The sequence below is a fragment of the Pseudomonas sp. 5.2 genome (assembly GCF_059025405.1).
The window spans coordinates 204,468-226,324 of record NZ_JBYBHH010000001.1 but is presented as its reverse complement, the minus strand read 5'-3'; the positions used below and the strand labels follow the sequence as shown (position 1 = coordinate 226,324).

At 63.3% G+C, this 21,857-nt stretch carries 23 protein-coding genes; 18 read left to right on the top strand and 5 right to left on the bottom strand.

The features are described 5' to 3' along the window. Positions 1-10 precede the first annotated feature (10 nt). A complete protein-coding gene (gene ppnP, locus AC5PZ0_RS01060; protein ID WP_099454863.1) occupies positions 11-295 on the top strand; it encodes a pyrimidine/purine nucleoside phosphorylase in 285 nt (94 codons plus the stop codon). Between the two features lie 113 nt (positions 296-408). On the opposite strand, the gene AC5PZ0_RS01055 is transcribed toward ppnP, so the two are convergent. Further along, a complete protein-coding gene (locus tag AC5PZ0_RS01055) occupies positions 409-1,101 on the bottom strand; it encodes an alpha/beta family hydrolase (RefSeq protein ID WP_265969799.1) in 693 nt (230 codons plus the stop codon). Positions 1,102-1,150: 49 nt separating this feature from the next. Here AC5PZ0_RS01055 and ccoN (AC5PZ0_RS01050) point away from each other — a divergent pair, with 49 nt between their 5' ends. From ccoN (AC5PZ0_RS01050) to AC5PZ0_RS00975, 16 genes are all read left to right on the top strand, one after another. Continuing rightward, positions 1,151-2,575, top strand: coding sequence for a cytochrome-c oxidase, cbb3-type subunit I (gene ccoN / locus AC5PZ0_RS01050; RefSeq protein ID WP_027592920.1), 1,425 nt, complete (start codon positions 1,151-1,153; stop codon positions 2,573-2,575). Between the two features lie 13 nt (positions 2,576-2,588). Further along, a complete protein-coding gene (gene ccoO / locus AC5PZ0_RS01045) occupies positions 2,589-3,197 on the top strand; it encodes a cytochrome-c oxidase, cbb3-type subunit II (RefSeq protein WP_027592921.1) in 609 nt (202 codons plus the stop codon). Between the two features lie 5 nt (positions 3,198-3,202). Then, positions 3,203-3,397, top strand: coding sequence for a cbb3-type cytochrome oxidase subunit 3 (locus AC5PZ0_RS01040; RefSeq protein ID WP_027592922.1), 195 nt, complete (start codon positions 3,203-3,205; stop codon positions 3,395-3,397). Continuing rightward, the gene (gene ccoP, locus AC5PZ0_RS01035; RefSeq protein WP_027592923.1) at positions 3,394-4,335 is read left to right on the top strand and encodes a cytochrome-c oxidase, cbb3-type subunit III; all 942 of its coding nucleotides are present in this window, start codon (positions 3,394-3,396) and stop codon (positions 4,333-4,335) included. The genes AC5PZ0_RS01040 and ccoP (AC5PZ0_RS01035) overlap by 4 nt, the downstream gene beginning before the upstream one ends. 454 nt (positions 4,336-4,789) lie before the next feature. After that, the gene (ccoN, locus tag AC5PZ0_RS01030; protein ID WP_027592924.1) at positions 4,790-6,232 is read left to right on the top strand and encodes a cytochrome-c oxidase, cbb3-type subunit I; all 1,443 of its coding nucleotides are present in this window, start codon (positions 4,790-4,792) and stop codon (positions 6,230-6,232) included. Next, a complete protein-coding gene (gene ccoO, locus AC5PZ0_RS01025) occupies positions 6,232-6,840 on the top strand; it encodes a cytochrome-c oxidase, cbb3-type subunit II (RefSeq protein ID WP_003254286.1) in 609 nt (202 codons plus the stop codon). Before ccoN (AC5PZ0_RS01030) ends, ccoO (AC5PZ0_RS01025) begins: the two co-directional genes overlap by 1 nt. 5 nt (positions 6,841-6,845) lie before the next feature. Continuing rightward, positions 6,846-7,043: a CcoQ/FixQ family Cbb3-type cytochrome c oxidase assembly chaperone gene (locus AC5PZ0_RS01020; protein WP_033699345.1), complete on the top strand. Its 198-nt coding sequence runs from the start codon at positions 6,846-6,848 to the stop codon at positions 7,041-7,043. Next, positions 7,040-8,020 carry a cytochrome-c oxidase, cbb3-type subunit III gene (gene ccoP, locus AC5PZ0_RS01015; RefSeq protein WP_027592926.1) on the top strand — a complete coding sequence of 327 codons (981 nt, stop codon included), beginning with the start codon at positions 7,040-7,042 and terminating at the stop codon, positions 8,018-8,020. Before AC5PZ0_RS01020 ends, ccoP (AC5PZ0_RS01015) begins: the two co-directional genes overlap by 4 nt. A 299-nt stretch (positions 8,021-8,319) precedes the next feature. Continuing rightward, positions 8,320-9,735 (top strand): cytochrome c oxidase accessory protein CcoG, encoded by a 1,416-nt coding sequence (ccoG, locus tag AC5PZ0_RS01010; protein ID WP_027592927.1) that lies wholly within the window; start codon positions 8,320-8,322, stop codon positions 9,733-9,735. A gap of 15 nt (positions 9,736-9,750) precedes the next feature. Beyond that, positions 9,751-10,278 carry a FixH family protein gene (locus AC5PZ0_RS01005; RefSeq protein ID WP_085272544.1) on the top strand — a complete coding sequence of 176 codons (528 nt, stop codon included), beginning with the start codon at positions 9,751-9,753 and terminating at the stop codon, positions 10,276-10,278. 148 nt (positions 10,279-10,426) lie between these two features. Then, the gene (locus tag AC5PZ0_RS01000; RefSeq protein ID WP_493854128.1) at positions 10,427-12,871 is read left to right on the top strand and encodes a heavy metal translocating P-type ATPase; all 2,445 of its coding nucleotides are present in this window, start codon (positions 10,427-10,429) and stop codon (positions 12,869-12,871) included. 13 nt (positions 12,872-12,884) lie between these two features. Next, the gene (gene ccoS / locus AC5PZ0_RS00995) at positions 12,885-13,100 is read left to right on the top strand and encodes a cbb3-type cytochrome oxidase assembly protein CcoS (RefSeq protein WP_027592930.1); all 216 of its coding nucleotides are present in this window, start codon (positions 12,885-12,887) and stop codon (positions 13,098-13,100) included. Continuing rightward, positions 13,093-13,776: a sulfite exporter TauE/SafE family protein gene (locus AC5PZ0_RS00990; protein ID WP_099428696.1), complete on the top strand. Its 684-nt coding sequence runs from the start codon at positions 13,093-13,095 to the stop codon at positions 13,774-13,776. The genes ccoS and AC5PZ0_RS00990 overlap by 8 nt, the downstream gene beginning before the upstream one ends. 257 nt (positions 13,777-14,033) lie before the next feature. Further along, positions 14,034-15,416 carry an oxygen-independent coproporphyrinogen III oxidase gene (hemN, locus tag AC5PZ0_RS00985; RefSeq protein ID WP_027592932.1) on the top strand — a complete coding sequence of 461 codons (1,383 nt, stop codon included), beginning with the start codon at positions 14,034-14,036 and terminating at the stop codon, positions 15,414-15,416. A 186-nt stretch (positions 15,417-15,602) separates the two neighbouring features. Then, entirely contained in the window at positions 15,603-16,337 is a 735-nt protein-coding gene (gene fnrA, locus AC5PZ0_RS00980) for a Crp/Fnr family transcriptional regulator FnrA (protein ID WP_027592933.1), read from the top strand. A gap of 53 nt (positions 16,338-16,390) precedes the next feature. Further along, a complete protein-coding gene (locus AC5PZ0_RS00975; RefSeq protein ID WP_252825231.1) occupies positions 16,391-16,939 on the top strand; it encodes an adenine phosphoribosyltransferase in 549 nt (182 codons plus the stop codon). A 134-nt stretch (positions 16,940-17,073) separates the two neighbouring features. Here the strand turns inward: AC5PZ0_RS00975 and recR are convergent, their stop codons facing one another. The 3 genes from recR to dnaX all read right to left on the bottom strand — a co-directional run bounded on the left by recR (position 17,074) and on the right by dnaX (position 20,240). After that, complete coding sequence (gene recR, locus AC5PZ0_RS00970; RefSeq protein WP_493854127.1) at positions 17,074-17,676, bottom strand: recombination mediator RecR; 603 nt, start codon at positions 17,674-17,676, stop codon at positions 17,074-17,076. Between the two features lie 88 nt (positions 17,677-17,764). Continuing rightward, positions 17,765-18,100: a YbaB/EbfC family nucleoid-associated protein gene (locus tag AC5PZ0_RS00965; RefSeq protein WP_008093501.1), complete on the bottom strand. Its 336-nt coding sequence runs from the start codon at positions 18,098-18,100 to the stop codon at positions 17,765-17,767. Between the two features lie 64 nt (positions 18,101-18,164). Beyond that, on the bottom strand, positions 18,165-20,240 hold the full coding sequence (gene dnaX, locus AC5PZ0_RS00960; protein ID WP_493854126.1) for a DNA polymerase III subunit gamma/tau: 2,076 nt from the start codon (positions 20,238-20,240) through the stop codon (positions 18,165-18,167). Between the two features lie 123 nt (positions 20,241-20,363). Between dnaX and AC5PZ0_RS00955 the strand changes: the two genes are divergently transcribed. Then, on the top strand, positions 20,364-21,131 hold the full coding sequence (locus AC5PZ0_RS00955; RefSeq protein WP_493854125.1) for a substrate-binding periplasmic protein: 768 nt from the start codon (positions 20,364-20,366) through the stop codon (positions 21,129-21,131). 282 nt (positions 21,132-21,413) lie between these two features. Here AC5PZ0_RS00955 and AC5PZ0_RS00950 read toward each other — a convergent pair whose 3' ends face one another. Next, entirely contained in the window at positions 21,414-21,752 is a 339-nt protein-coding gene (locus tag AC5PZ0_RS00950; RefSeq protein ID WP_493854124.1) for a hypothetical protein, read from the bottom strand. Between the last annotated feature and the right edge of the window lie 105 nt (positions 21,753-21,857).

The window sequence follows — 21,857 nt, the reverse complement described above, 5'->3', positions numbered from 1 at the left end:
GGAGTCGCCCATGTTCCAGGTCAACGAGTACTTCAACGGCACCGTCAAGTCGATCGCATTCGCAGGCGAAGAAGGTCCGGCCACCGTGGGTGTGATGGCACCGGGCGAATACGAGTTCGGCACGGCCAAGCGCGAAATCATGCATGTGATTTCCGGTGCTTTGACCGTCAAGCTGCCGGGTAGCGACAACTGGGAAACCTTCAAGGCTGGCGACAAGTTCAATGTGGCCGCTGACAGCAAGTTCCAGCTGCAAGTGAAAGTGGATACCGCCTACCTGTGCGAGTACCGCGACTAAGCGCTGGCCTGCACCGGCCTCTTCGCGGGCAAGCCCGCTCCCACAGGGACATCACAATGCTTGAGTCCTGTGCCACACCTGTGGGAGCGGGCTTGCCCGCGAAGAATCCAGCACTATTTCGACAAAAAGCCCGCCACCTTCTCAGCCGCCGCCTGCAAATGCTGCGCATGGCTGAACCCCGAAGCCTTCAACGGCTTCAGGTCATGATCGCCCGCCACCAGCCAGCTCACCTCGATCGCCGGTGACAGTGCATACCCTGCCACAGCCTCACGGTTACCCAGCGCATCCCGCTCGCCCTGCACGATCAACGTCGGTGTCTTGAGCCCCGCCAGGTGTTCGACCCTGGGCTTCTCCGGCTTGCCCACGGCATAGAACGGATACCCCAGGCACACCAGTGCATCCGCTTCGAGCTCGTCAGCCAACAAGCTGGCCATGCGCCCGCCCATGGACTTGCCACCGATGGCCAGCTTACCTGTGACCAAAGGTCGCACCTGCTGGTACACCTCGCGCCAGCATTCCAGTAGCACCTTCTGCGGATTGGGCGGCCGCTTGCCGCCGTTCACCCTGCGCTCGGCCATGTACGGGAACTCGAAGCGAATCACCCCGACCCCAAGCGCCGCGAGCCTTTGCGCCATCTCGTCCATGAACCCGCTGTCCATCGGCGCACCGGCACCATGGGCCAGGATCAGACAGCCTTTGTAGCCGTCATCCCCTTGAATTTGCGGAAGATCGCAGCGCAAGCCTGGGACATTTCCGACCTTCGCCCATTGATCCCCGTCAATACCGGCACTTTGCCCATTAATCATGCTTGCCTCGCTCTATAGCCTGCCAATAACCGTGGATGGGAACCCATACATGAACACAACCAGCAGTACCGCCTACAACTACAAGGTGGTCCGCCAATTCGCCATCATGACGGTGGTGTGGGGAATCGTCGGGATGGGGCTCGGCGTCTTCATCGCCGCCCAGCTCGCCTGGCCGTCCCTCAACTTCGACCTCCCCTGGACCAGCTTCGGCCGCCTGCGCCCCCTGCATACCAATGCGGTGATCTTCGCCTTCGGCGGCTGTGCACTGTTCGCCACCTCGTATTATTCGGTGCAACGTACCTGCCAGACCACCCTGTTTTCACCCAAACTGGCCGCGTTCACCTTCTGGGGCTGGCAACTGGTGATCTTGCTCGCGGCCATCAGCCTGCCGCTGGGCTACACCAGCTCCAAGGAATACGCCGAGCTGGAATGGCCGATCGACATCCTGATCACCATTGTCTGGGTCTGCTACGCCATCGTGTTCTTCGGCACGCTGATGAAGCGCAATACCAAGCATATCTACGTGGGTAACTGGTTCTTCGGGGCCTTCATCCTGACCGTGGCGATGCTGCACATCATCAACAACCTGGAGCTGCCGGTCAGCCTGACCAAGTCCTACTCGGTCTACGCGGGCGCCACCGACGCCATGGTCCAGTGGTGGTACGGCCACAACGCGGTGGGCTTCTTCCTGACCGCAGGCTTCCTGGGCATGATGTACTACTACGTGCCCAAGCAGGCCGAGCGGCCGGTGTATTCCTATCGCCTGTCGATCGTGCACTTCTGGGCACTGATCACCCTGTACATTTGGGCCGGCCCGCACCACCTGCACTACACCGCGCTGCCCGACTGGGCACAGTCGCTGGGCATGGTGATGTCGCTGATCCTCCTGGCACCGAGCTGGGGCGGCATGATCAACGGCATGATGACCCTCTCTGGCGCTTGGCATAAGTTGCGCAGCGACCCGATCCTGCGCTTCCTCGTGGTATCGCTGGCGTTCTACGGCATGTCCACCTTCGAAGGCCCGATGATGGCCATCAAGACGGTCAACGCCCTGTCGCACTACACCGACTGGACCATCGGCCACGTCCACGCCGGCGCCCTTGGTTGGGTGGCGATGATCTCGATCGGCGCGCTGTACCACACCATCCCCAAAGTGTTCGGCAAAGAGCAGATGCACAGCATCGGCTTGATCAACGCGCACTTCTGGCTGGCGACCATCGGCACCGTGCTGTACATCGCCTCGATGTGGGTCAACGGCATCGCCCAGGGCCTGATGTGGCGCGCGGTCAACAGCGACGGCACGCTCACCTACTCGTTCGTTGAAACCCTGGTGGCCAGCCACCCTGGCTTCATCGTGCGCTTCGTCGGCGGTGCGATCTTCCTCAGTGGCATGTTCCTGATGGCCTGGAACACCTGGCGCACGGTGCGTGCGCCAGCCACTGACGCCGCCCCTGCGAACGCCCAGCTGGCCTGAGGAGACACGCCTGATGAAACATGAAGTCATCGAGAAAAACATCGGCCTGATGGCGCTGCTGATGGTGTTTGCCGTCAGCATCGGCGGCCTGACCCAGATCGTCCCGCTGTTCTTCCAGGACGTCACCAACAAGCCGGTCGAAGGCATGAAGCCCTACACCGCACTGCAACTGGAAGGCCGCGACATCTACATCCGCGAAGGCTGCGTCGGCTGCCACTCGCAGATGATTCGCCCATTCCGCGCCGAGACCGAACGCTACGGCCACTACTCGGTCGCTGGCGAGAGCGTGTGGGACCACCCGTTCCTGTGGGGCTCCAAGCGTACCGGCCCGGACTTGGCCCGCGTGGGCGGCCGCTACTCGGACGACTGGCACCGCGCGCACCTGTACAACCCGCGCAACGTCGTGCCCGAGTCGAAGATGCCGTCCTACCCGTGGCTGGTCGCCGAGCAGGTCGACAACAGCCACACCGAAACCAAGATGCGCACCCTGCGAACCCTCGGTGTGCCGTACACCGACGCGGACATCGCCGGTGCCCGCGACGCGGTCAAGGGCAAGACCGAGATGGACGCGCTGGTCGCTTACCTGCAGGTGCTCGGCACCGCGATCAAGAACAAGAGGTGAGTGCGATGGAAATAGACATCGGCATGATCCGCGGGCTGGGCACCCTGGTGGTGATGATCGCCTTCATCGGCCTCTCGCTCTGGGTATTCAACCGCCGCCGCGACCGTGATTTCGCCGAAGCGCGCCTGCTGCCCTTCGTCGACGACCGCCTGCCCCCTGCCGGGCAGGAACCTGCTGCCAAGAGGAGTTCCGGGCAATGACCACCTTCTGGAGTACGTACATCAGCGTACTGACCATCGGCAGTTTGATCGGCCTTACCTGGCTGCTGCTGTCGACCCGCAAGGGCCAGAGTACCGACACCACCGACCAGACCATGGGCCATAGCTTCGATGGCATCGAGGAATACGACAACCCGCTGCCCAAGTGGTGGTTCTGGTTGTTCGTGGGCACCCTGGTGTTCTCGGTCGGCTACCTGATCCTCTATCCAGGCCTGGGTAACTGGAAAGGCATCCTGCCGGGCTACGACAACGGCTGGACCGGGGTCAACGAATGGCAGAAGGAAATGGACAAGGCCGATGCCAAGTTCGGGCCGATCTTCGCCAAGTACGCGGCCATGCCGGTCGAGGAAGTGGCCAAGGACCCGCAAGCCCTGAAGATGGGCAGCCGCCTGTTCGCCTCCAACTGCTCGGTGTGCCACGGCTCGGACGCCAAAGGCGCCTATGGCTTCCCCAACCTGACCGACAAGGACTGGCGCTGGGGCGGCGAGCCGGAGACCATCAAGGCCTCGATCATGAACGGTCGCCACGGCGTGATGCCGGCTTGGGCCGAGGTCATTGGCGAGCAGGGCGTGGCCGATGTGGCGGCGTTCGTGCTGACCAACCTGGATGGCCGCAGCTTGCCGGAAGGGGTCAAGGCCGACCCGGCCAAGGGCAAGGAAATCTTCGCCGGCAACTGCGTGGCCTGCCACGGGCCTGAAGCCAAAGGTACCCCAGCCATGGGCGCGCCTGACCTGACTCACCCGCAGGCGTTCATCTACGGTTCGAGCTTCGCCCAGTTGCAACAGACCATTCGTTATGGTCGCCAGGGGCAGATGCCGGCACAGGCCGAGATCCAGGGCAATGACAAGGTGCACTTGCTGGCGGCTTATGTGTATAGCCTGTCGCACGGTGACGCGCCTGAAGCAGTGACTGTTAAGTAATACCCGGGGGCCGCTTTGCGGCCCATTCGCAGCGCAAGGCTGCTCCTACAGGCGATCGCATGCTTCTTGTAGGCGCAGCCTTGTGCTGCGAATGGGCTGCAAAGCAGCCCCCGCGCCCTTCCCCGCCATACCCCTCCCCTTGCACCCCCCCCTAACCGAACTAAGCTTGTTGCCTCAGTGGGCTTCGCTGCCAATCCAGCGAAGCAGACGCGGCGCATAGCCTGGTGCCGTCCGACAAAAAAGCCTGACCGATCGATCAGAAAAAGATGAAAAACGGTACACATTACAAATATTTATTTGTGTACAATCGTTCGAACCCAACACCGCTGGACACAGGTGGACGGGCTTGGACACGGGTCGGCGTACCAAAGTTGCGTTGCGGTAACCCGAGGGGTTATCGATACTGGCGCCGATTTTTCGACCAACAAGAACATCAAAACCGTGGAACCTTAGAATGAGCACAGCAATCAGTCCGACTGCTTATAACTATAAGGTCGTCCGCCAGTTCGCCATCATGACGGTGGTCTGGGGGATCCTTGGCATGGGCCTCGGCGTTTTCATCGCCTCGCAACTGGTATGGCCGCAACTGAACCTGGACCTGCCCTGGACCAGCTTCGGCCGCCTGCGCCCGTTGCACACCAACCTGGTGATCTTCGCCTTCGGCGGCTGTGCGTTGTTCGGCACCAGCTACTACGTGGTGCAGCGCACCTGCCAGACCCGGCTGATCTCCGACAGCATGGCGGCCTTCACCTTCTGGGGTTGGCAAGCGGTGATCGTCGGCGCACTGATCACCCTGCCGATGGGCTACACCACCACCAAGGAATACGCCGAGCTGGAATGGCCACTGGCGATCCTGCTGGCCATTGTCTGGGTGACCTACGGGCTGGTGTTCTTCGGCACCATCGTCAAGCGCAAGACTAAGCACATCTACGTCGGCAACTGGTTCTACGGCGCATTCATCGTGGTCACCGCGATGCTGCACATCGTCAACCACATCTCGCTGCCGGTCAGTTTGTTCAAGTCGTACTCGGCCTACTCCGGCGCCACTGACGCCATGATCCAGTGGTGGTACGGCCACAACGCCGTGGGCTTCTTCCTCACCACCGGCTTCCTGGGGATGATGTACTACTTCGTGCCCAAACAGGCCGAGCGGCCGATCTACTCGTATCGCCTGTCGATCGTGCACTTCTGGGCGCTGATCACCCTGTACATCTGGGCCGGCCCGCACCACCTGCACTACACCGCCCTGCCCGACTGGGCACAGTCGCTGGGCATGGTGATGTCGATCATCCTGCTGGCGCCAAGCTGGGGTGGCATGATCAACGGCATGATGACCCTGTCCGGTGCCTGGCATAAATTGCGCACCGACCCGATCCTGCGCTTCCTCGTGGTATCGCTGGCGTTCTACGGCATGTCCACCTTCGAAGGCCCGATGATGGCCATCAAGACCGTGAACTCGCTGTCGCACTACACCGACTGGACCATCGGCCACGTCCACGCCGGCGCCCTTGGTTGGGTAGCGATGATCTCGATCGGCGCGGTTTATCACATGATTCCCAAGCTGTATGGCCGGGCACAGATGCACAGCGTCGGCTTGATCAACGCGCACTTCTGGCTGGCGACCATCGGCACCGTGCTGTACATCGCCTCGATGTGGGTCAACGGCATCACCCAGGGCCTGATGTGGCGCGCCATCAACGATGACGGCACGCTCACCTACTCCTTCGTCGAAGCCTTGCAGGCCAGCCACCCGGGCTACATCGTCCGCGCGCTGGGCGGTGCATTCTTCGCCTCGGGCATGTTGCTGATGGCTTACAACGTGTTCCGCACCGTACGCGCGGCCAACCCGGTTGAAGCAGATGAAGCCGCCAAGATCGTCGTCGTGGGAGCGCACTGATGAAGCATGAAGCCGTCGAGAAGAACATAGGCCTGCTGGCCTTCTTCATGGTCATCGCCGTCAGCGTCGGTGGCCTGACCCAGATCGTCCCGCTGTTTTTCCAGGACGTCACCAACAAACCCGTTGAAGGCATGAAGCCGCGCACCGCGCTGGAGCTTGAAGGCCGCGACATCTACATCCGCGAAGGCTGCGTGGGCTGCCACTCGCAGATGATCCGCCCGTTCCGCGCCGAGACCGAGCGCTACGGCCACTACTCGGTGGCCGGTGAAAGCGTGTGGGACCACCCCTTCCTGTGGGGCTCCAAGCGCACCGGCCCGGACCTGGCCCGCGTGGGCGGCCGCTACTCCGATGACTGGCACCGTGCGCACCTGTACAACCCGCGCAACGTGGTGCCCGAATCGAAGATGCCGTCCTACCCGTGGCTGGTCGAGAACAAACTCGACGGCAAGGACACCGCGAAGAAGATGGAAGTCCTGCGGACCCTCGGCACGCCGTACACCGACGCCGACATTGCCGGCGCGCGGGACGCGGTCAAGGGCAAGACCGAGATGGACGCCATCGTCGCGTACCTGCAGGGTCTTGGCACCATCATCAAAAGCAAACGGTGACGCTGATGGATATCGGGATGATTCGCGGCCTGGGCACCGTCGTGGTGATGGTGGCCTTCGTAGGCCTGGCGCTGTGGGTGTTCAACCCACGGCGCAAGCAGGAGTTCGACGAGGCGACCCGGTTGCCCTTCGCGGATGATCCCGAAGCCACCCGGCACGTCGAGCAAGCGCAAGCAAAAGCTTCTGGGAGCAAAAAACAATGACAACCTTCTGGAGTCTGTACGTCACCGTCCTGACCCTGGGCACCATCTTCTCACTGACCTGGCTGCTGCTGTCGACCCGCAAGGGCCAGCGCGAAGAGGTCACCGACGAGACCGTCGGGCATGCCTTCGATGGCATCGAGGAATATGACAATCCGTTGCCCAAATGGTGGTTCTGGCTGTTCGTCGGCACCATCATCTTCGCCCTCGGCTACCTGGTGCTGTACCCAGGCCTGGGTAACTGGAAAGGTATGCTGCCGGGCTATTCGTACCTGGACACCGACAAGCAGACCGAGTTTGCCAACGGCCAGCCGGGCTGGACCGGCGTGCACGAGTGGGAAAAGGAAATGGCCAAGGCCGATGCCCGCTTCGGGCCGATCTTCGCCAAGTTCGCGGCGATGCCCATCGAGGAAGTCGCCAAAGACCCGCAGGCCCTGAAAATGGGCGCACGGCTGTTCGCTTCCAACTGCTCGGTGTGCCACGGCTCCGACGCCAAGGGCGCCTACGGTTTCCCCAACCTGACCGACAACGACTGGCGTTGGGGCGGTGAGCCGGAAACCATCAAGACCACCATCATGGGCGGTCGCCACGGCGTGATGCCGGCCTGGTCCGAGGTGATCGGCGAGCAAGGCGTTGCCGATGTGGCAGCCTTTGTGGTCAGCAAGCTCGATGGCCGCACCCTGCCGGAAGGCGCCAAGGCCGATGCCGAAAACGGGCAGAAGATCTTCGCCGCCAACTGCGTGGCCTGCCACGGGCCAGAGGGCAAGGGTACGCCGGCCATGGGTGCGCCAAACCTGACCCATCCGCAGGCGTTTATCTACGGCTCGAGCTTTGCCCAACTTCAGCAGACCATTCGCTACGGCCGCCAAGGGCAGATGCCGGCGCAGGAACAACTGCAGGGCAACGACAAGGTGCATTTGCTGGCGGCGTATGTGTATAGCCTGTCGCATCAGGAGCAGGAGCCTCAAAAGGCTGAGTAAGCAGGTCCGGCCTCTTCGCGGGTAAACCCGCTCCCACAGGTATCTCGCCGAGCCTGAGGGCAGCGGGGTCCCTGTGGGAGCGGGTTTACCCGCGAAGAATCCAGCACAAGCTGACCTGGATCAATTGACACCCGCCATATCACGATTCACACCACGAACCCAACGCGACTAAAGGTCGCAGTGCAACCCCTGGGTGCCATCACAGGCGTATCATGGGTCGCAGAGCGCTAGCAGATTGCGCGAGACTGCGGCCGGCATGCACTGGCCGCGGCATTTCTCCACTGCCGTGGGACTTGATGATGAGCAAGCAAATTCCGGTACATGACGTCACCCCGCCTGCCAACAAAGGGAAGGATTCCGTCGACCTCTACGCCTCCCGCGAGAAAATCTACACCCGCGCCTTCACAGGCGTCTTCCGCCGCCTGCGCATGGTCGGCGGTGCAGTACTGTTCCTGCTCTACTTCGGCACCGTGTGGCTGAACTGGGGCGGTCACCAGGCCGTCTGGTGGAACCTGCCCGAGCGCAAGTTCTACATCTTCGGCGCCACCATCTGGCCCCAGGACTTCATCCTCCTGTCAGGCATCCTCATCGTCGCCGCGTTTGGCCTGTTCTTCGTCACCGTGTATGCCGGCCGGGTGTGGTGCGGCTATACCTGCCCGCAAAGCGTGTGGACGTGGATTTTCATGTGGTGCGAAAAAGTCACCGAGGGTGACCGCAACCAGCGCATGAAGCTCGACCGCGCCCCCATGAGCGGCAACAAGTTCCTGCGCAAATTCGCCAAGCACAGCCTGTGGCTGCTGATCGGTTTCGTCACCGGCATGACCTTTGTCGGATACTTCTCGCCGATCCGTGAGCTGGCCATCGAGTTCTTCACCGGCCAAGCCGATGGCTGGGCCTACTTCTGGGTCGGTTTCTTCACCCTCGCCACCTACGGCAACGCCGGTTGGCTGCGCGAGCAGGTGTGCGTGTACATGTGCCCCTATGCACGCTTCCAGAGCGTGATGTTCGACAAGGACACGCTGATCGTGTCCTACGACCCGCGCCGTGGCGAAACCCGTGGCCCGCGTAAAAAAGACATCGACTACAAGGCCCAAGGCCTGGGCGACTGCATCGACTGCACCATGTGCGTGCAGGTCTGCCCCACCGGCATCGACATCCGCGACGGCCTGCAGATCGAGTGTATCGGCTGCGCCGCGTGCATCGACGCCTGCGACACCATCATGGACAAGATGAACTACCCCAAAGGGCTGATCAGCTACACCACCGAGCACAACCTGTCCGGGCAGAAAACTCACATGCTGCGCCCTCGGCTGATCGGCTATGCGCTGGTGCTGCTGGTCATGATCGGCGCCCTGGCCACCGCCTTCGCCACCCGCTCGCTGGTCGGCTTCGACGTCAGCAAGGACCGCGTGCTGTACCGCGAAAACGCCCAGGGCCGGATCGAGAACGTCTACAGCCTCAAGGTCATGAACAAGGACCAACGCGACCACGTCTACGTGCTCGATGCCGCCGGCCTGCCAGACCTCAAGCTAGAAGGCCAGCGCGAGATCCGCGTGGCGGCCGGTGACATCGTCAGCCTGCCCGTGCAGCTGTCGATAGCGCCCGAGAAACTGCCATCGACCACCAACGAAATCACCTTCATCCTCAAGAGCGCCGATGACAGCGACGCCCAGGTTGAAGCCAAGAGCCGCTTCATCGGCCCACAGATCCGCTAAGAGAGATTATCGACAATGCCTGCCGCCACCGCCGCCAGCCCCTGGTACAAGCACCTCTGGCCCTGGATCATCATCGGCATCCTCACCACCTCGGTGTGCCTGAGCCTGACCATGGTCAGCATTGCCGTGCGCAACCCGGACAACCTGGTCAACGACAACTACTACGAGGCCGGCAAAGGCATCAACCGCTCGCTGGACCGTGAGCTGCTGGCCCAGACCTTGAACCTCAAGGCCAGCGTGCATTTGGATGAGCTGACCGGCGAAGTCGACCTGCGCCTGACGGGCGACAGCGACCCGCAAACGCTGGAACTGAACCTGATCTCGCCCACCCAGCCGGACAAGGACCGCAAGGTGGCGCTAACCCGTGCCGAGGCTGGGCGCTATGTCGGGCAACTGGACGACAAGGTCGAAGGGCGGCGCTTCGTCGAGTTGCTGGGCAGCCAGCAAGGGCAGGTGTGGCGGTTGTTCGAGGAAGAAAAGGTGGAGCATGGTGTGACCCTGCAGCTGGGCGATGAAGCGTTGCTAGGCGCAGAACACAAATAATCGCGACACCACTGCCCCTGTGGGAGCGGGTTTACCCGCGAATGCGTCAGACCTGTAATCACCACTGCCTGATCTATCGCATTCGCGGGTGAACCCGCTCCCACAGGGTTCGATGCAAACCAGCTGATTTGTGTAAGGCAACAGCCCAATGACCCAACCCACCCCCTGCTACCACTGCGCCCTGCCCGTCCCCGCCGGCAACCGCTTCACCGCCGTGGTCCTCGGCGAGCCACGGCAGTTCTGCTGCCCAGGCTGCCAGGCAGTGGCCGAGTCCATCGTCGCCGGGGGCCTGGAGCACTACTACCAGCACCGCAGTGACACCAGCGCCAACCCCGAAGCCTTGCCCAGGCAACTGCAGGATGAACTGGCGCTCTACGACCGCAGCGACGTGCAACAAACCTTCGTCCGCCACGCCGGCGAACTGGCCGAAGCCACCTTGCTGGTCGAGGGCATCAGTTGCGCCGCCTGCGGCTGGCTGATCGAAAAGCACCTGCGCAACCTGCCCGGGGTCGCCGAAGCACGCCTGAACCTGTCTAATCATCGCCTGCTGCTGGCCTGGGACGACCACCAGCTGCCCCTCTCGCGCCTGCTCGCCGAGCTGCGCCAGATCGGCTACGCCGCCCACCCCTACCAACCGGACCAGGCCGCCGAACAGCTGGCCCGGGAGAACCGCAGCGCCTTGCGGCGCCTGGGTGTCGCCGGGCTGCTGTGGTTCCAGGCGATGATGGCAACCATGGCCACCTGGCCCGAATTCAACATCGACCTGTCGCCCGAGCTGCACACCATCCTGCGCTGGGTCGCGCTGTTCCTGACCATCCCGATCGTGTTCTACAGCTGCGCGCCGTTCTTCAAAGGCGCAGCGCGCGACCTGCGCACCCGCCACCTGACCATGGACGTCTCGGTATCGTTGGCCATCGCCCTGGCGTTCGGCGCCGGGATCTGGACCGCGATCAGCGGCAGCGGCGAGCTGTATTTCGATACCGTCGGCATGTTCGCCCTGTTCCTGCTGACCGGTCGCTACCTTGAGCGGCGCGCCCGCGAGCGCACTGCAGCGGCCACCGCGCAACTGGTCAACCTGCTGCCCGCCTCGTGCCTGCGCCTGGACCTCATCGGCCGTGCCGAGCGCATCCTGCTCAGCGAACTGCAGCGCGGCGACACGGTGCAAGTGCTGCCCGGCGCGGTAATCCCCGCCGATGGGCGCATCGTCGAAGGCCGCTCCAGCGTCGACGAGTCACTGCTGACCGGCGAATACCTGCCGCAACCGCGTCGCGTCGGCGATCGGGTCACCGGTGGCACCCTGAACGTCGAGAGCACCCTGAACGTGGAAGTCGAAGCCCTCGGCCACGACTCGCGGCTGTCGGCCATCGTCCGCCTGCTGGAACGCGCGCAGACCGAAAAACCGCGCCTGGCCGAGATCGCCGACCGCGCTTCGCAGTGGTTCTTGCTATTTACCTTGATAGCCGCCGTGGCCATCGGCCTGTGGTGGTGGCACTTGGCCCCGGACCGCGCCTTCTGGATCGTGCTGGCCATGCTGGTGGCGACCTGCCCTTGCGCCTTGTCCCTGGCCACGCCCACGGCCCTTACCGCCGCCACCGGCACCCTGCACAAACTCGGCCTGCTGGTGACCCGCGGCCACGTACTCGAAGGGCTCAACCAGATCGACACGGTCATCTTCGACAAGACCGGGACGCTCACCGAAGGCCGCCTGACCTTGCGCAACATTCGCCCGCTGGGCGACCTGGCCGCCGACCGTTGCCTGGCCCTGGCCGCCGCCCTGGAAAACCGCTCCGAACACCCCATCGCACGCGCTTTCGGCCGCACCGCCGCGCCCGCCGACGAAGTGCAGACCGTGCCAGGCCTGGGCCTGGAGGGGCTGGTTGACTGCCAACGCCTGCGTATCGGCCAGGCCACGTTCGTGTGCGCCCTGAGTGGCGCAGAAATCCCCGGCGTGCCCGAGCCACGCGGCCAATGGCTGCTGCTGGGTGATCGCCAAGGGCCGCTGGCCTGGTTCGGCCTCGATGACCGCCTGCGCGATGACGCCCCGGCCTTGCTCGCTGCCTGCAAGGCGCGGGGCTGGCGGACGCTGCTGCTGTCGGGTGACAGCTCGCCGATGGTCGCCGAAGTGGCGGCGCAACTGGGCATCGACCAGGCCATCGGCGGCCTGCGCCCGGACGACAAGCTGGACCGGCTCAAGGCGCTGCAAGCCGCTGGCCGCAAGGTGCTGATGCTGGGTGATGGGGTCAACGACGTGCCGGTGCTGGCTGCCGCCGACATCAGCATCGCCATGGGCAGCGCCACTGACCTGGCCAAGACCAGCGCCGATGCGGTGCTGCTGTCCAACCGCCTGCAGGCGCTGGTACAGGCCTTCGACCTGGCCCGCCGCACGCGCCGCAACATCCTCGAGAACCTGCTGTGGGCGACCCTGTATAATGGCCTCATGTTGCCGTTTGCCGCGCTCGGCTGGATCACCCCCGTGTGGGCGGCCATCGGCATGTCGGTGAGCTCGCTGATCGTGGTCCTCAACGCCCTGCGCCTGACCCGGCTGCCAGGCGTGGCGGCCACCAGCAGCCACCCGCAACCCGCCACCGCCTGATCAGGAGCCGCCCATGCCAGCCCTCTATGTCATGATCCCGGCCGCCCTGCTGCTTGTCGGCGTCGCCGTGTACATCTTCTTCTGGGCCGTGGACAGCGGCCAGTACGACGACCTCGAAGGCCCTGCCCACAGCATCCTGTTCGACGACCAGGACCCGCGCCACCAGGCTGCGGTCAAGCCGGACGACAGCCTGGCCGAAGACGACAAGGAACCCCCACCCCGTGCCTGACCTGCTGCCCCTGCTCGGCTCGGCGCTGATCCTTGGCCTGCTCGGTGGCGGCCACTGCCTGGGCATGTGCGGCGGCCTGATGGGCGCGCTGACCCTGGCCATCCCGCCCGAGCAACGCGGCCGACGCTTGCAACTGCTGTTGGCGTACAACATCGGGCGCATTCTCAGCTATGCCTGCGCCGGCCTGCTGGTAGGCCTGGCTGGCTGGGCCGTGGCCAGCAGCCCGGCCGCCCTGGCGCTGCGGGTAGTAGCCGCATTGCTATTGATTGCCATGGGGCTGTACCTGGCCGGCTGGTGGAGCGGGTTGACCCGTATCGAGGCCCTGGGCCGAGGGCTGTGGCGGCATATCCAGCCAGTCGCCTCGCGCTTGCTGCCGGTGTCGAGCCTGCCGCGCGCCCTGTTGCTGGGGGCCTTGTGGGGCTGGTTGCCGTGCGGGCTGGTGTACAGCACGTTGCTGTGGGCTGCGAGCCAAGGGAATGCGGGGTACAGCGCGGCGTTGATGCTGGCCTTCGGGCTGGGCACCTGGCCGGTATTGCTGGCCACGGGCTTGGCGGCGGAGCGGGTCAGCAGCCTGTTGCGACGGCGCAGCGTGCGCATGGCGGGTGGGTTGCTGGTCATCCTGTTTGGCCTGTGGACGCTGCCTGGGCCACACCAGCATTGGTTGATGGGGCATTGAAGCGGGCTGCTGTGCAGCCCATCGCCGGCAAGCCAGCTCCCACTGCTACAGCACAAGCCTTGAGGCAGTGAGGCCCCTTTGGAAGCTGGCTCCCACAGCTACAGCACAAGCACTAAGGCAGTGAGGCCCCTGTGGGAGCTGGCTTGCCGGCGATGGGCCGCTAAGCGGCCCTAAAGGCTCTTGATACAAATCAACACAGATTCCTACAGACGGCCATAGACTCCGGACACTGCTCGCTCTATCCGGGGACCGCCCACATGCTCGACGACCTACGTTGGGACACCGACCTGATCCGCCGCTACGACCTGGCCGGACCACGCTACACCTCCTACCCGACCGCCGTGCAACTGCACAGCGAAGTGGGCTCGTTCGACCTGCTCCACGCCCTGCGCGAGAGCCGCCGGGCGGTGCGCCCGTTGTCGCTGTACGTGCACGTGCCGTTTTGCGCCAACATCTGCTACTACTGCGCCTGCAACAAAGTCATCACCAAGGACCGTGGCCGCGCTGCGCCCTACCTGCAACGCCTGGAGCAGGAAATCCAGCTGATCGCCTGCCACCTGGACCCCAAGCAACGGGTCGAGCAACTGCACTTCGGTGGCGGCACGCCCACCTTCCTCAGCCCCGTGGAACTGCGCCAGCTGATGGCCACCCTGCGCCAGCATTTCAACCTGCTGGACGATGATTCCGGCGATTACGGCATTGAAATCGACCCACGCGAAGCCGACTGGTCGACCATGGGCCTGCTCCGCGAGCTGGGCTTCAACCGTGTCAGCCTGGGCGTGCAGGACCTGGACCCGGCCGTGCAGCGGGCGGTCAACCGCCTGCAGAGCCTGGAGCAGACCCGCACCCTGATCGAGGCAGCGCGTACCCTGCAATTCCGCTCAATCAACCTGGACTTGATCTACGGCCTGCCCAAGCAGACCCCGGAAGGTTTCGCCCGCACGGTCGAAGAGGTGATCCGCCTGCAACCCGACCGTTTATCGGTGTTCAACTACGCCCACTTGCCCGAGCGTTTCATGCCTCAGCGACGCATCGACAACAATGACCTGCCGAGCCCGTCAGCCAAGCTCGAAATGCTGCATGCCACCATCGACCAGCTGACCGCCGCCGGTTACCGCTACATCGGCATGGACCACTTCGCCCTGCCCGACGATGAGCTGGCCATGGCCCAGGAAGAAGGCACCCTGCAACGCAACTTCCAGGGCTACACCACCCACGGCCATTGCGACCTGGTCGGCCTGGGGGTGTCTGCCATCAGCCAGATCGGCGACCTCTATTGCCAGAACAGCAGCGACCTCAACACCTACCAGGACAGCCTTTCCAACGCCCAACTGGCCACGCAGCGCGGCCTGCTGTGCAACCACGACGATCGCCTGCGCCGGGCAGTGATCCAGCAATTGATCTGCCATTTCGAACTGGACTACGAGCCGATCGAACAGGCCTTTACCATCGATTTCCGCGGCTACTTCAACGACCTCTGGCCAGAACTGCTGACCTTGCAGCGTGATGGCCTGATCAGCCTGGACGACAAGGGCATCCGCATCCTGCCCGCCGGCCGCCTGTTGGCGCGATCGGTGTGCATGGTGTTCGACGCCTACCTGGCGATGCAAAACCGCCAGCGCTTCTCACGGGTCATCTGAAAAGCGAGACGTTCAACCGCATGGACAAGTGGGCTTGTGCGGCACACTATGGGTACACGAAAGGCCTCGGCGCGCACCCGCCGAGGCTTCGCCAGCACGCACCACAATAGCGCACGCTGGCCTACAACCTACGCCGTGAGTTACCCTTACGTCTTATGTGTGCTTTCCCACAAGGATCGATTGAAAATGTCCGAGCCAGTTAAACTGCGCCCACATACCCAGGCCCATTGCAAGGATTGCAGCCTGGCCCCCCTGTGCCTGCCTCTTTCGCTGAACCTGGAAGACATGGAAGCACTGGATGAAATCGTCAAACGTGGACGGCCGCTGAAAAAAGGCGAGTTCCTGTTCCGCCAGGGTGACAATTTCGGCTCGGTCTACGCAGTACGTTCCGGCGCCCTCAAAACCTTCAGCCTCAGCGACAGCGGCGAAGAGCAGATCACCGGCTTCCACCTGCCCAGCGAACTGGTCGGCCTGTCCGGCATGGACACCGAAGCCTACCCGGTGTCGGCCCAGGCCCAAGAGACCACGTCGGTGTGCGAAATCCCCTTCGAACGCCTCGACGAACTCTCGGTGCAATTGCCGCAATTGCGTCGTCAGCTGATGCGTGTGATGAGCCGCGAGATCCGCGACGACCAGCAAATGATGCTGCTGTTATCGAAGAAAACCGCCGACGAACGCATTGCCACCTTCCTGGTCAACCTGTCCGCACGCTTCCGCGCACGTGGCTACTCGGCCAACCAGTTCCGCCTGAGCATGTCGCGCAACGAAATCGGCAATTACCTGGGCCTGGCGGTGGAAACCGTGTCGCGGGTCTTCACCCGCTTCCAGCAAAACGGCCTGATTCGCGCCGAAGGCAAGGAAGTGCATATCCTCGACCCGATTCAGTTGTGCGCGCTAGCCGGCGGTGCAATAGAGGCCTGAGCTTTTGTTAACGGGTATACTGGCGCCATCGTTTTTCCAGGATACCCGCAACAATGCATAGCGAAGCCTTCGACCTCAAAGCCCTGATCCGCCCGGTAGTGGACTTCCCCAAACCGGGTGTGATCTTTCGCGACATCACCCCGCTGTTCCAATCCCCACGCGGGCTGCGCTATGTCGCCGACCAGTTCATCGAGCGTTATGTCGAGGCTGAGTTCAGCCACATTGGCGCCATGGACGCGCGCGGTTTCCTGATCGGCTCGATCATCGCCCACCAGCTGAACAAGCCGCTGATCCTGTTCCGCAAACAGGGCAAGCTGCCGGCTGACGTGCTGAGCGAGGGTTATCAGACCGAGTACGGCGAGGCCTTCCTCGAAGTGCATGCCGACAGCCTGTGCGAAGGCGACTCGGTGTTGATTTTCGATGACCTGATTGCCACTGGCGGCACCCTGCTGGCGGCAGCCAACCTGGTGCGTCGTACCGGGGCTCAGGTATTTGAAGCGGCAGCGATCATTGACCTGCCGGAGCTGGACGGTTCGCGCCGGCTGCAGGCTGCGGGTGTGCCGACCTTCTGCCTGACCGAGTTTTCGCTGAACGAATACTGAGTGCATTGCAGCCATCGCTTTTTGTAGGAGCAGCCTTGCGCTGCGAAGAGGCCAATGACAACGAGGCTATTTTCGTTGCCATTACCGGCCTCTTCGCAGCACAAGGCTGCTCCTACAAAAAGCGAGTAAGGTTTTTAGAGCGAAATCGGCCTGCGCCCCGCAAAGGCATGCGCCAATGTCCCGCCATCTACCAGCTCCAGCTCGCCACCCAGCGGCACACCGTGGGCAATGCGCGACGCCACCAGGCCTTTCTCGTTCAGCAACTGCGCGATGTAATGCGCCGTCGCCTCCCCTTCCACCGTCGGGTTGGTCGCCAGGATAACCTCGGTAAAGGTGCCCTGCTCCTCGATTCGCGCCATCAGCTGCGGCACGCCGATCGCCTCAGGCCCCAGGCCATCGAGCGGCGACAGATGCCCCTTGAGCACGAAATAGCGGCCGCGGTAACCGGTCTGCTCCACCGCATACACATCCACCGGCCCCTCGACCACACACAACTGCGTGCCGTCACGGCGCGGGTCGGCGCACTGCGGGCACAGTTCCTGCTCGGTCAGGGTGCGGCACTGACGGCAATGGCCAACCCCTTCCATGGCCTGGGTCAACGCCTGAGCCAACCGCAGGCCGCCGCTGCGGTCACGCTCAAGCAGCTGCAGGGCCATGCGCTGGGCGGTTTTCTGGCCGACACCCGGCAGGGTGCGCAAGGCATCGATCAGTTGGCGGATCAGGGGGCTGAAGCTCATGTAGGCAGGCCTGCAAGTCGGGGGAACAGAATGAACAAGGGAGCAACGGCCCCAAGGCCGTTGCTCCCCATTTGACGCAAAAGGTGAATCAGAACGGCATTTTGAAGCCTGGCGGCAACTGCATGCCAGCGGTCATGCCGCCCATTTTTTCCTGGCTGCTCTGCTCGACCTTACGGACCGCATCGTTCAGTGCGGCAGCGATCAGGTCTTCAAGCACTTCCTTGTCGTCTTCATCGGTCGACATCAGGCTTTGGTCGATGCTGACGCGCTTAACGTCGTGACGACCGGTCATCACCACGCTCACCAGGCCGCCACCGGATTGGCCGGTCACTTCGGCGTTGGCCAGTTCTTCTTGCATCTTGGCCATTTTTTCCTGCATCTGCTGGGCCTGCTTCATCAGGCCGGCCATGCCACCTTTCATCATGGGGGTATACCTCGATTGGGTCATGTGATGCGGCCCGGCACCGGGCCAGCCGCATGGTTATCCGTTACTGGCCCTGATTGGCCAGGGCCTCTACAGGCTCAATAGTATCCTGTCGCACCTTGGCACCGAACTGCTTGATCATCTGCTGGATCAACGGATCCTGCTCGATCGACACCACGGCGTCTTGCTGACGCTCGGCACGCTTGCGCGAAGCGGCCTGGGCTGGCGTTTCCTGCTCAGGGCGTATCAGCTCGATACGCAGGTTCAGGGTGCGCCCCAGGTGCTGATTGAGCGCGTCGTTCAAGCGCCGCTGCTGGGTGGCGTTGAACAGTGCGCCCTGGCCTGGGTCCAGGTGCAACAGCCAGTCGTCGCCGTCGGCGGCAATCAGCGTACAGTTTGCGGCGATGTTGCCTGTCATACCGGAGACAGGCAACTGTGGGAATAATTCCAGCCATTGCAGGGCCAGGCCGGTAGCCGGCTGGGCGGCCGGCAGCGGTTCGGCAGCAGGTTTGGGCTGCTCTTCCTGGACGTGCTCGGCCAGCTCATCGAGGTAACTGAAGCCGACGGGGTCGCTGTCACCTACGTAGTAATCTTCGTCCGCTGGCGGTTCGTCGTCGCGGTCCATGCCCGCTGCCGCATAGGCCGACGGGTCGAACGGCGGCTCGTCGTAGGCCGGCTGCTCGCGCTGCGGCTCGGCCATGGCTGGCTGGGGCGCGGGTGTTGGCTCAGGTGTTGGCTCAGCCACAGGCACCGGCGAGGCGGCAACCGGCACGGGGGGCGCTACAGGCTCTTCCCAAGGCAGGTCGATGACATCCTCGACAGGTGCGGGTGCCGGCGCAGCAGGTTCAACTGGCGCTGGCTGGGTAACGGCAGGCGTCGGCTCTACAGCGGGTGCTACAGGGGGCGGCACCTCCACCGCTTGCGCGACAACCGGCGCCACAGGCGCTGCGGCTGGCTGATGGGCCATTCCCGCAGCTGCCACCGGTGTTGCAGGATCAGCTGTGGCTTGGCTGATCCCCACCGGCTTTAGCACCGGCTTCGGCGCGTCATCGGTGTCGGCCGGGCGGAACGCGAGCATGCGCAACAGGACCATCTCGAAGCCACCCCGCGGGTCCGGCGCCAAGGGCAGGTCGCGGCGGCCAATCAGGCCCATCTGGTAATAGAACTGCACGTCCTCGGCCGGCAATGCCGAGGCCAGCGCCAATACGCGGTCGCGGTCGCCCTGGCCGTTGTCCACCGCCTCCGGCAGAGCCTGGGCAATGGCGACACGGTGCAGCACGTTGAGCATTTCGGCCAGCACGCCACTCCAGTCCGGCCCTTGCTCGGCAAGGTTGCGCACAGCCTCCAGCAGCGCGCGGGCATCGCCTTCTAGCAGCGCCTGCAGCACGCCATAAACCTGCCCATGGTCGAGGCTACCGAGCATGGCCCGCACATCAGCCGCCAGCACCTTGCCTTCACCAAACGCGATGGCCTGATCAGTCAAGCTCATGGCATCGCGCATCGAACCGTCGGCGGCGCGGCCCAGCAGCCATAGGGCATCTGGCTCGAACGGCACGTTTTCGGCGGTCAGCACATGGCTGAGGTGCTCGACTACCCGCTCCGGGCTCATGTTCTTCAGCGAGAACTGCAGGCAGCGCGACAGGATGGTCGCTGGCAGCTTCTGCGGGTCGGTGGTGGCGAGGATGAACTTGACGTAGGGCGGCGGCTCTTCCAGCGTCTTGAGCAAGGCGTTGAACGAATGGGTCGAGAGCATGTGCACTTCGTCGATCAAATAGACCTTGAAGCGCCCACGGCTCGGGGCATATTGCACGTTATCCAGCAACTCGCGGGTGTCTTCGACCTTGGTGCGGCTGGCGGCGTCGATCTCGATCAGGTCGACGAAACGGCCCTCGTCGATCTCCCGGCACACTGAACAGGTGCCGCAGGGCGTCGAGGTGATGCCGGTTTCGCAGTTCAGGCATTTGGCGATAATGCGGGCGATGGTAGTCTTGCCCACACCGCGGGTGCCGGTAAACAGGTAGGCATGGTGCAGGCGCTGGTTGTCCAAGGCATTGATCAAGGCCTTGAGCACATGGGCCTGGCCGACCATTTCGCGGAACGAGCGCGGACGCCATTTTCGTGCAAGAACCTGATAACTCATCGAAAAACCATCGTAGCCTGATCGAGCGGAAGATCGCTAATGCTAGCGGAGCGGGGCCGAAATTGCACCCTGCGCGACTGGTCTAAGCTATGAAACTGGCGCGCTATCCAGGGAGGATGTGCCTTGCGAAGACTGTTGCCCCTGCTATTGCTGTGGACCACCCACGGCCTGGCCGACCCACCCGTGCTGCGTTTTTCCGTCGCCGAGAGCTGGAGCATGCCGCTGATGCGCGTCGAAGGCGATCAACCGGTGGAAGGTTTGCTGTTCGACCTGATGCAGGCCATTGCCCGGGAAGTGGGTGTACGACCGGAGTATCACGTACTGGCACGCCTGCGCCTGCAGGAGGCCATGGAAAGCGGCGATATCGACGTGCGCTGCTATGTCAGCACCCAGTGGTTTCAGGATCGGCCGGGCAATTTTGTCTGGAGCATCCCCGTGATCCACCAGCGCGACGTATTGGTTGGCGGCGCTGATGCAAGCAACCCTACCCGCCCAGAGCAACTGGCGCCGCAAGCCATCGGCACTGTGCTGGGTTATGCCTACGGCACCCTGCAACCCTTGTTCGAGCAGGGCCGATTGCACCGCGAAGACAGCCGCAGTCAGCTGCTGGCCCTGCAGAAGCTGCACGCGGGGCGGTATCTGCATGCGGTGAGCAACGAGCTGTCGTTGCAGTGGTTCAACCAAGGCTTGCCGGCGGGGCAACAGCTGCAAACGCTGGCAGTGCTGGAAGAGCAGGACTTGGGATGCATGGTGCGCACTGACCCTGGGGTACCGACGCAAGGGGTGCTCAGGGCACTGGTGCGCATGAAGCAGTCCGGGGAGATTGAGCGGATCAGCCAGCGGTATGGGGGTGCGGGGTATGCTGGGAATGCCGCAGCGCGGACGCCCTAAATAGAGACGTTTCGCACAATTTTTGCGAGCCCTACAGATGCAGCAGGAAGTCGTCTAGATAGATGTATGAACCGTCCTAGTTTTAGAGCGCGTTGGGGCTGACAGGTGTTCGCGGGAAGCGTTATGGCGCCTTCGAGATCGAGCGCCGCCCGCGCGGCGCTTCGCAGCACAAGGCTGCTCCCACATCTGTTTCGGGCCAGTCACGCCTGTGCCAGCGCGCGCGACCGCCTTTTTCGTACGACACGATACTGAGGCGGGCGCCAAGGGGCGCGCGCCAATTCCTCAGGAATAATTGGCCCGAAACAGATGTGGGAGCAGCCTTGTGCTGCGAAGCGCCGCGCGGGCGGCGCTCGATCTCAACGACCACACAAGACTCACGCCATGCGCCTGGCCCCAGGCGATTTGCATGGCACGCAGGCCATGCTCCAGTAGCTGTCGCGTTTCTTCGTCTTGGATGCGCTCAAGTGCTCGACGGCTGTCGCTGTAGGCGAACATCAGGTAGTGGGAGACATTCATCAGCGCGAACTCTATTGGCACGACGCCTTCGCTGATGGCGCGGGAAAGGGATTTGCCGGGGGGAAGGTCGAAGGTATGGGGTGGGTCGGGGACGATTTTTTTCATGCAAGCTCCATGTGACCTGAGCTGCACCCTTTTGCTTCCACGCATTAGGGTGACAACTGTACGCGGGGTGGAAGACCAGGCACATGGAAAACCCGGCAGGTACGA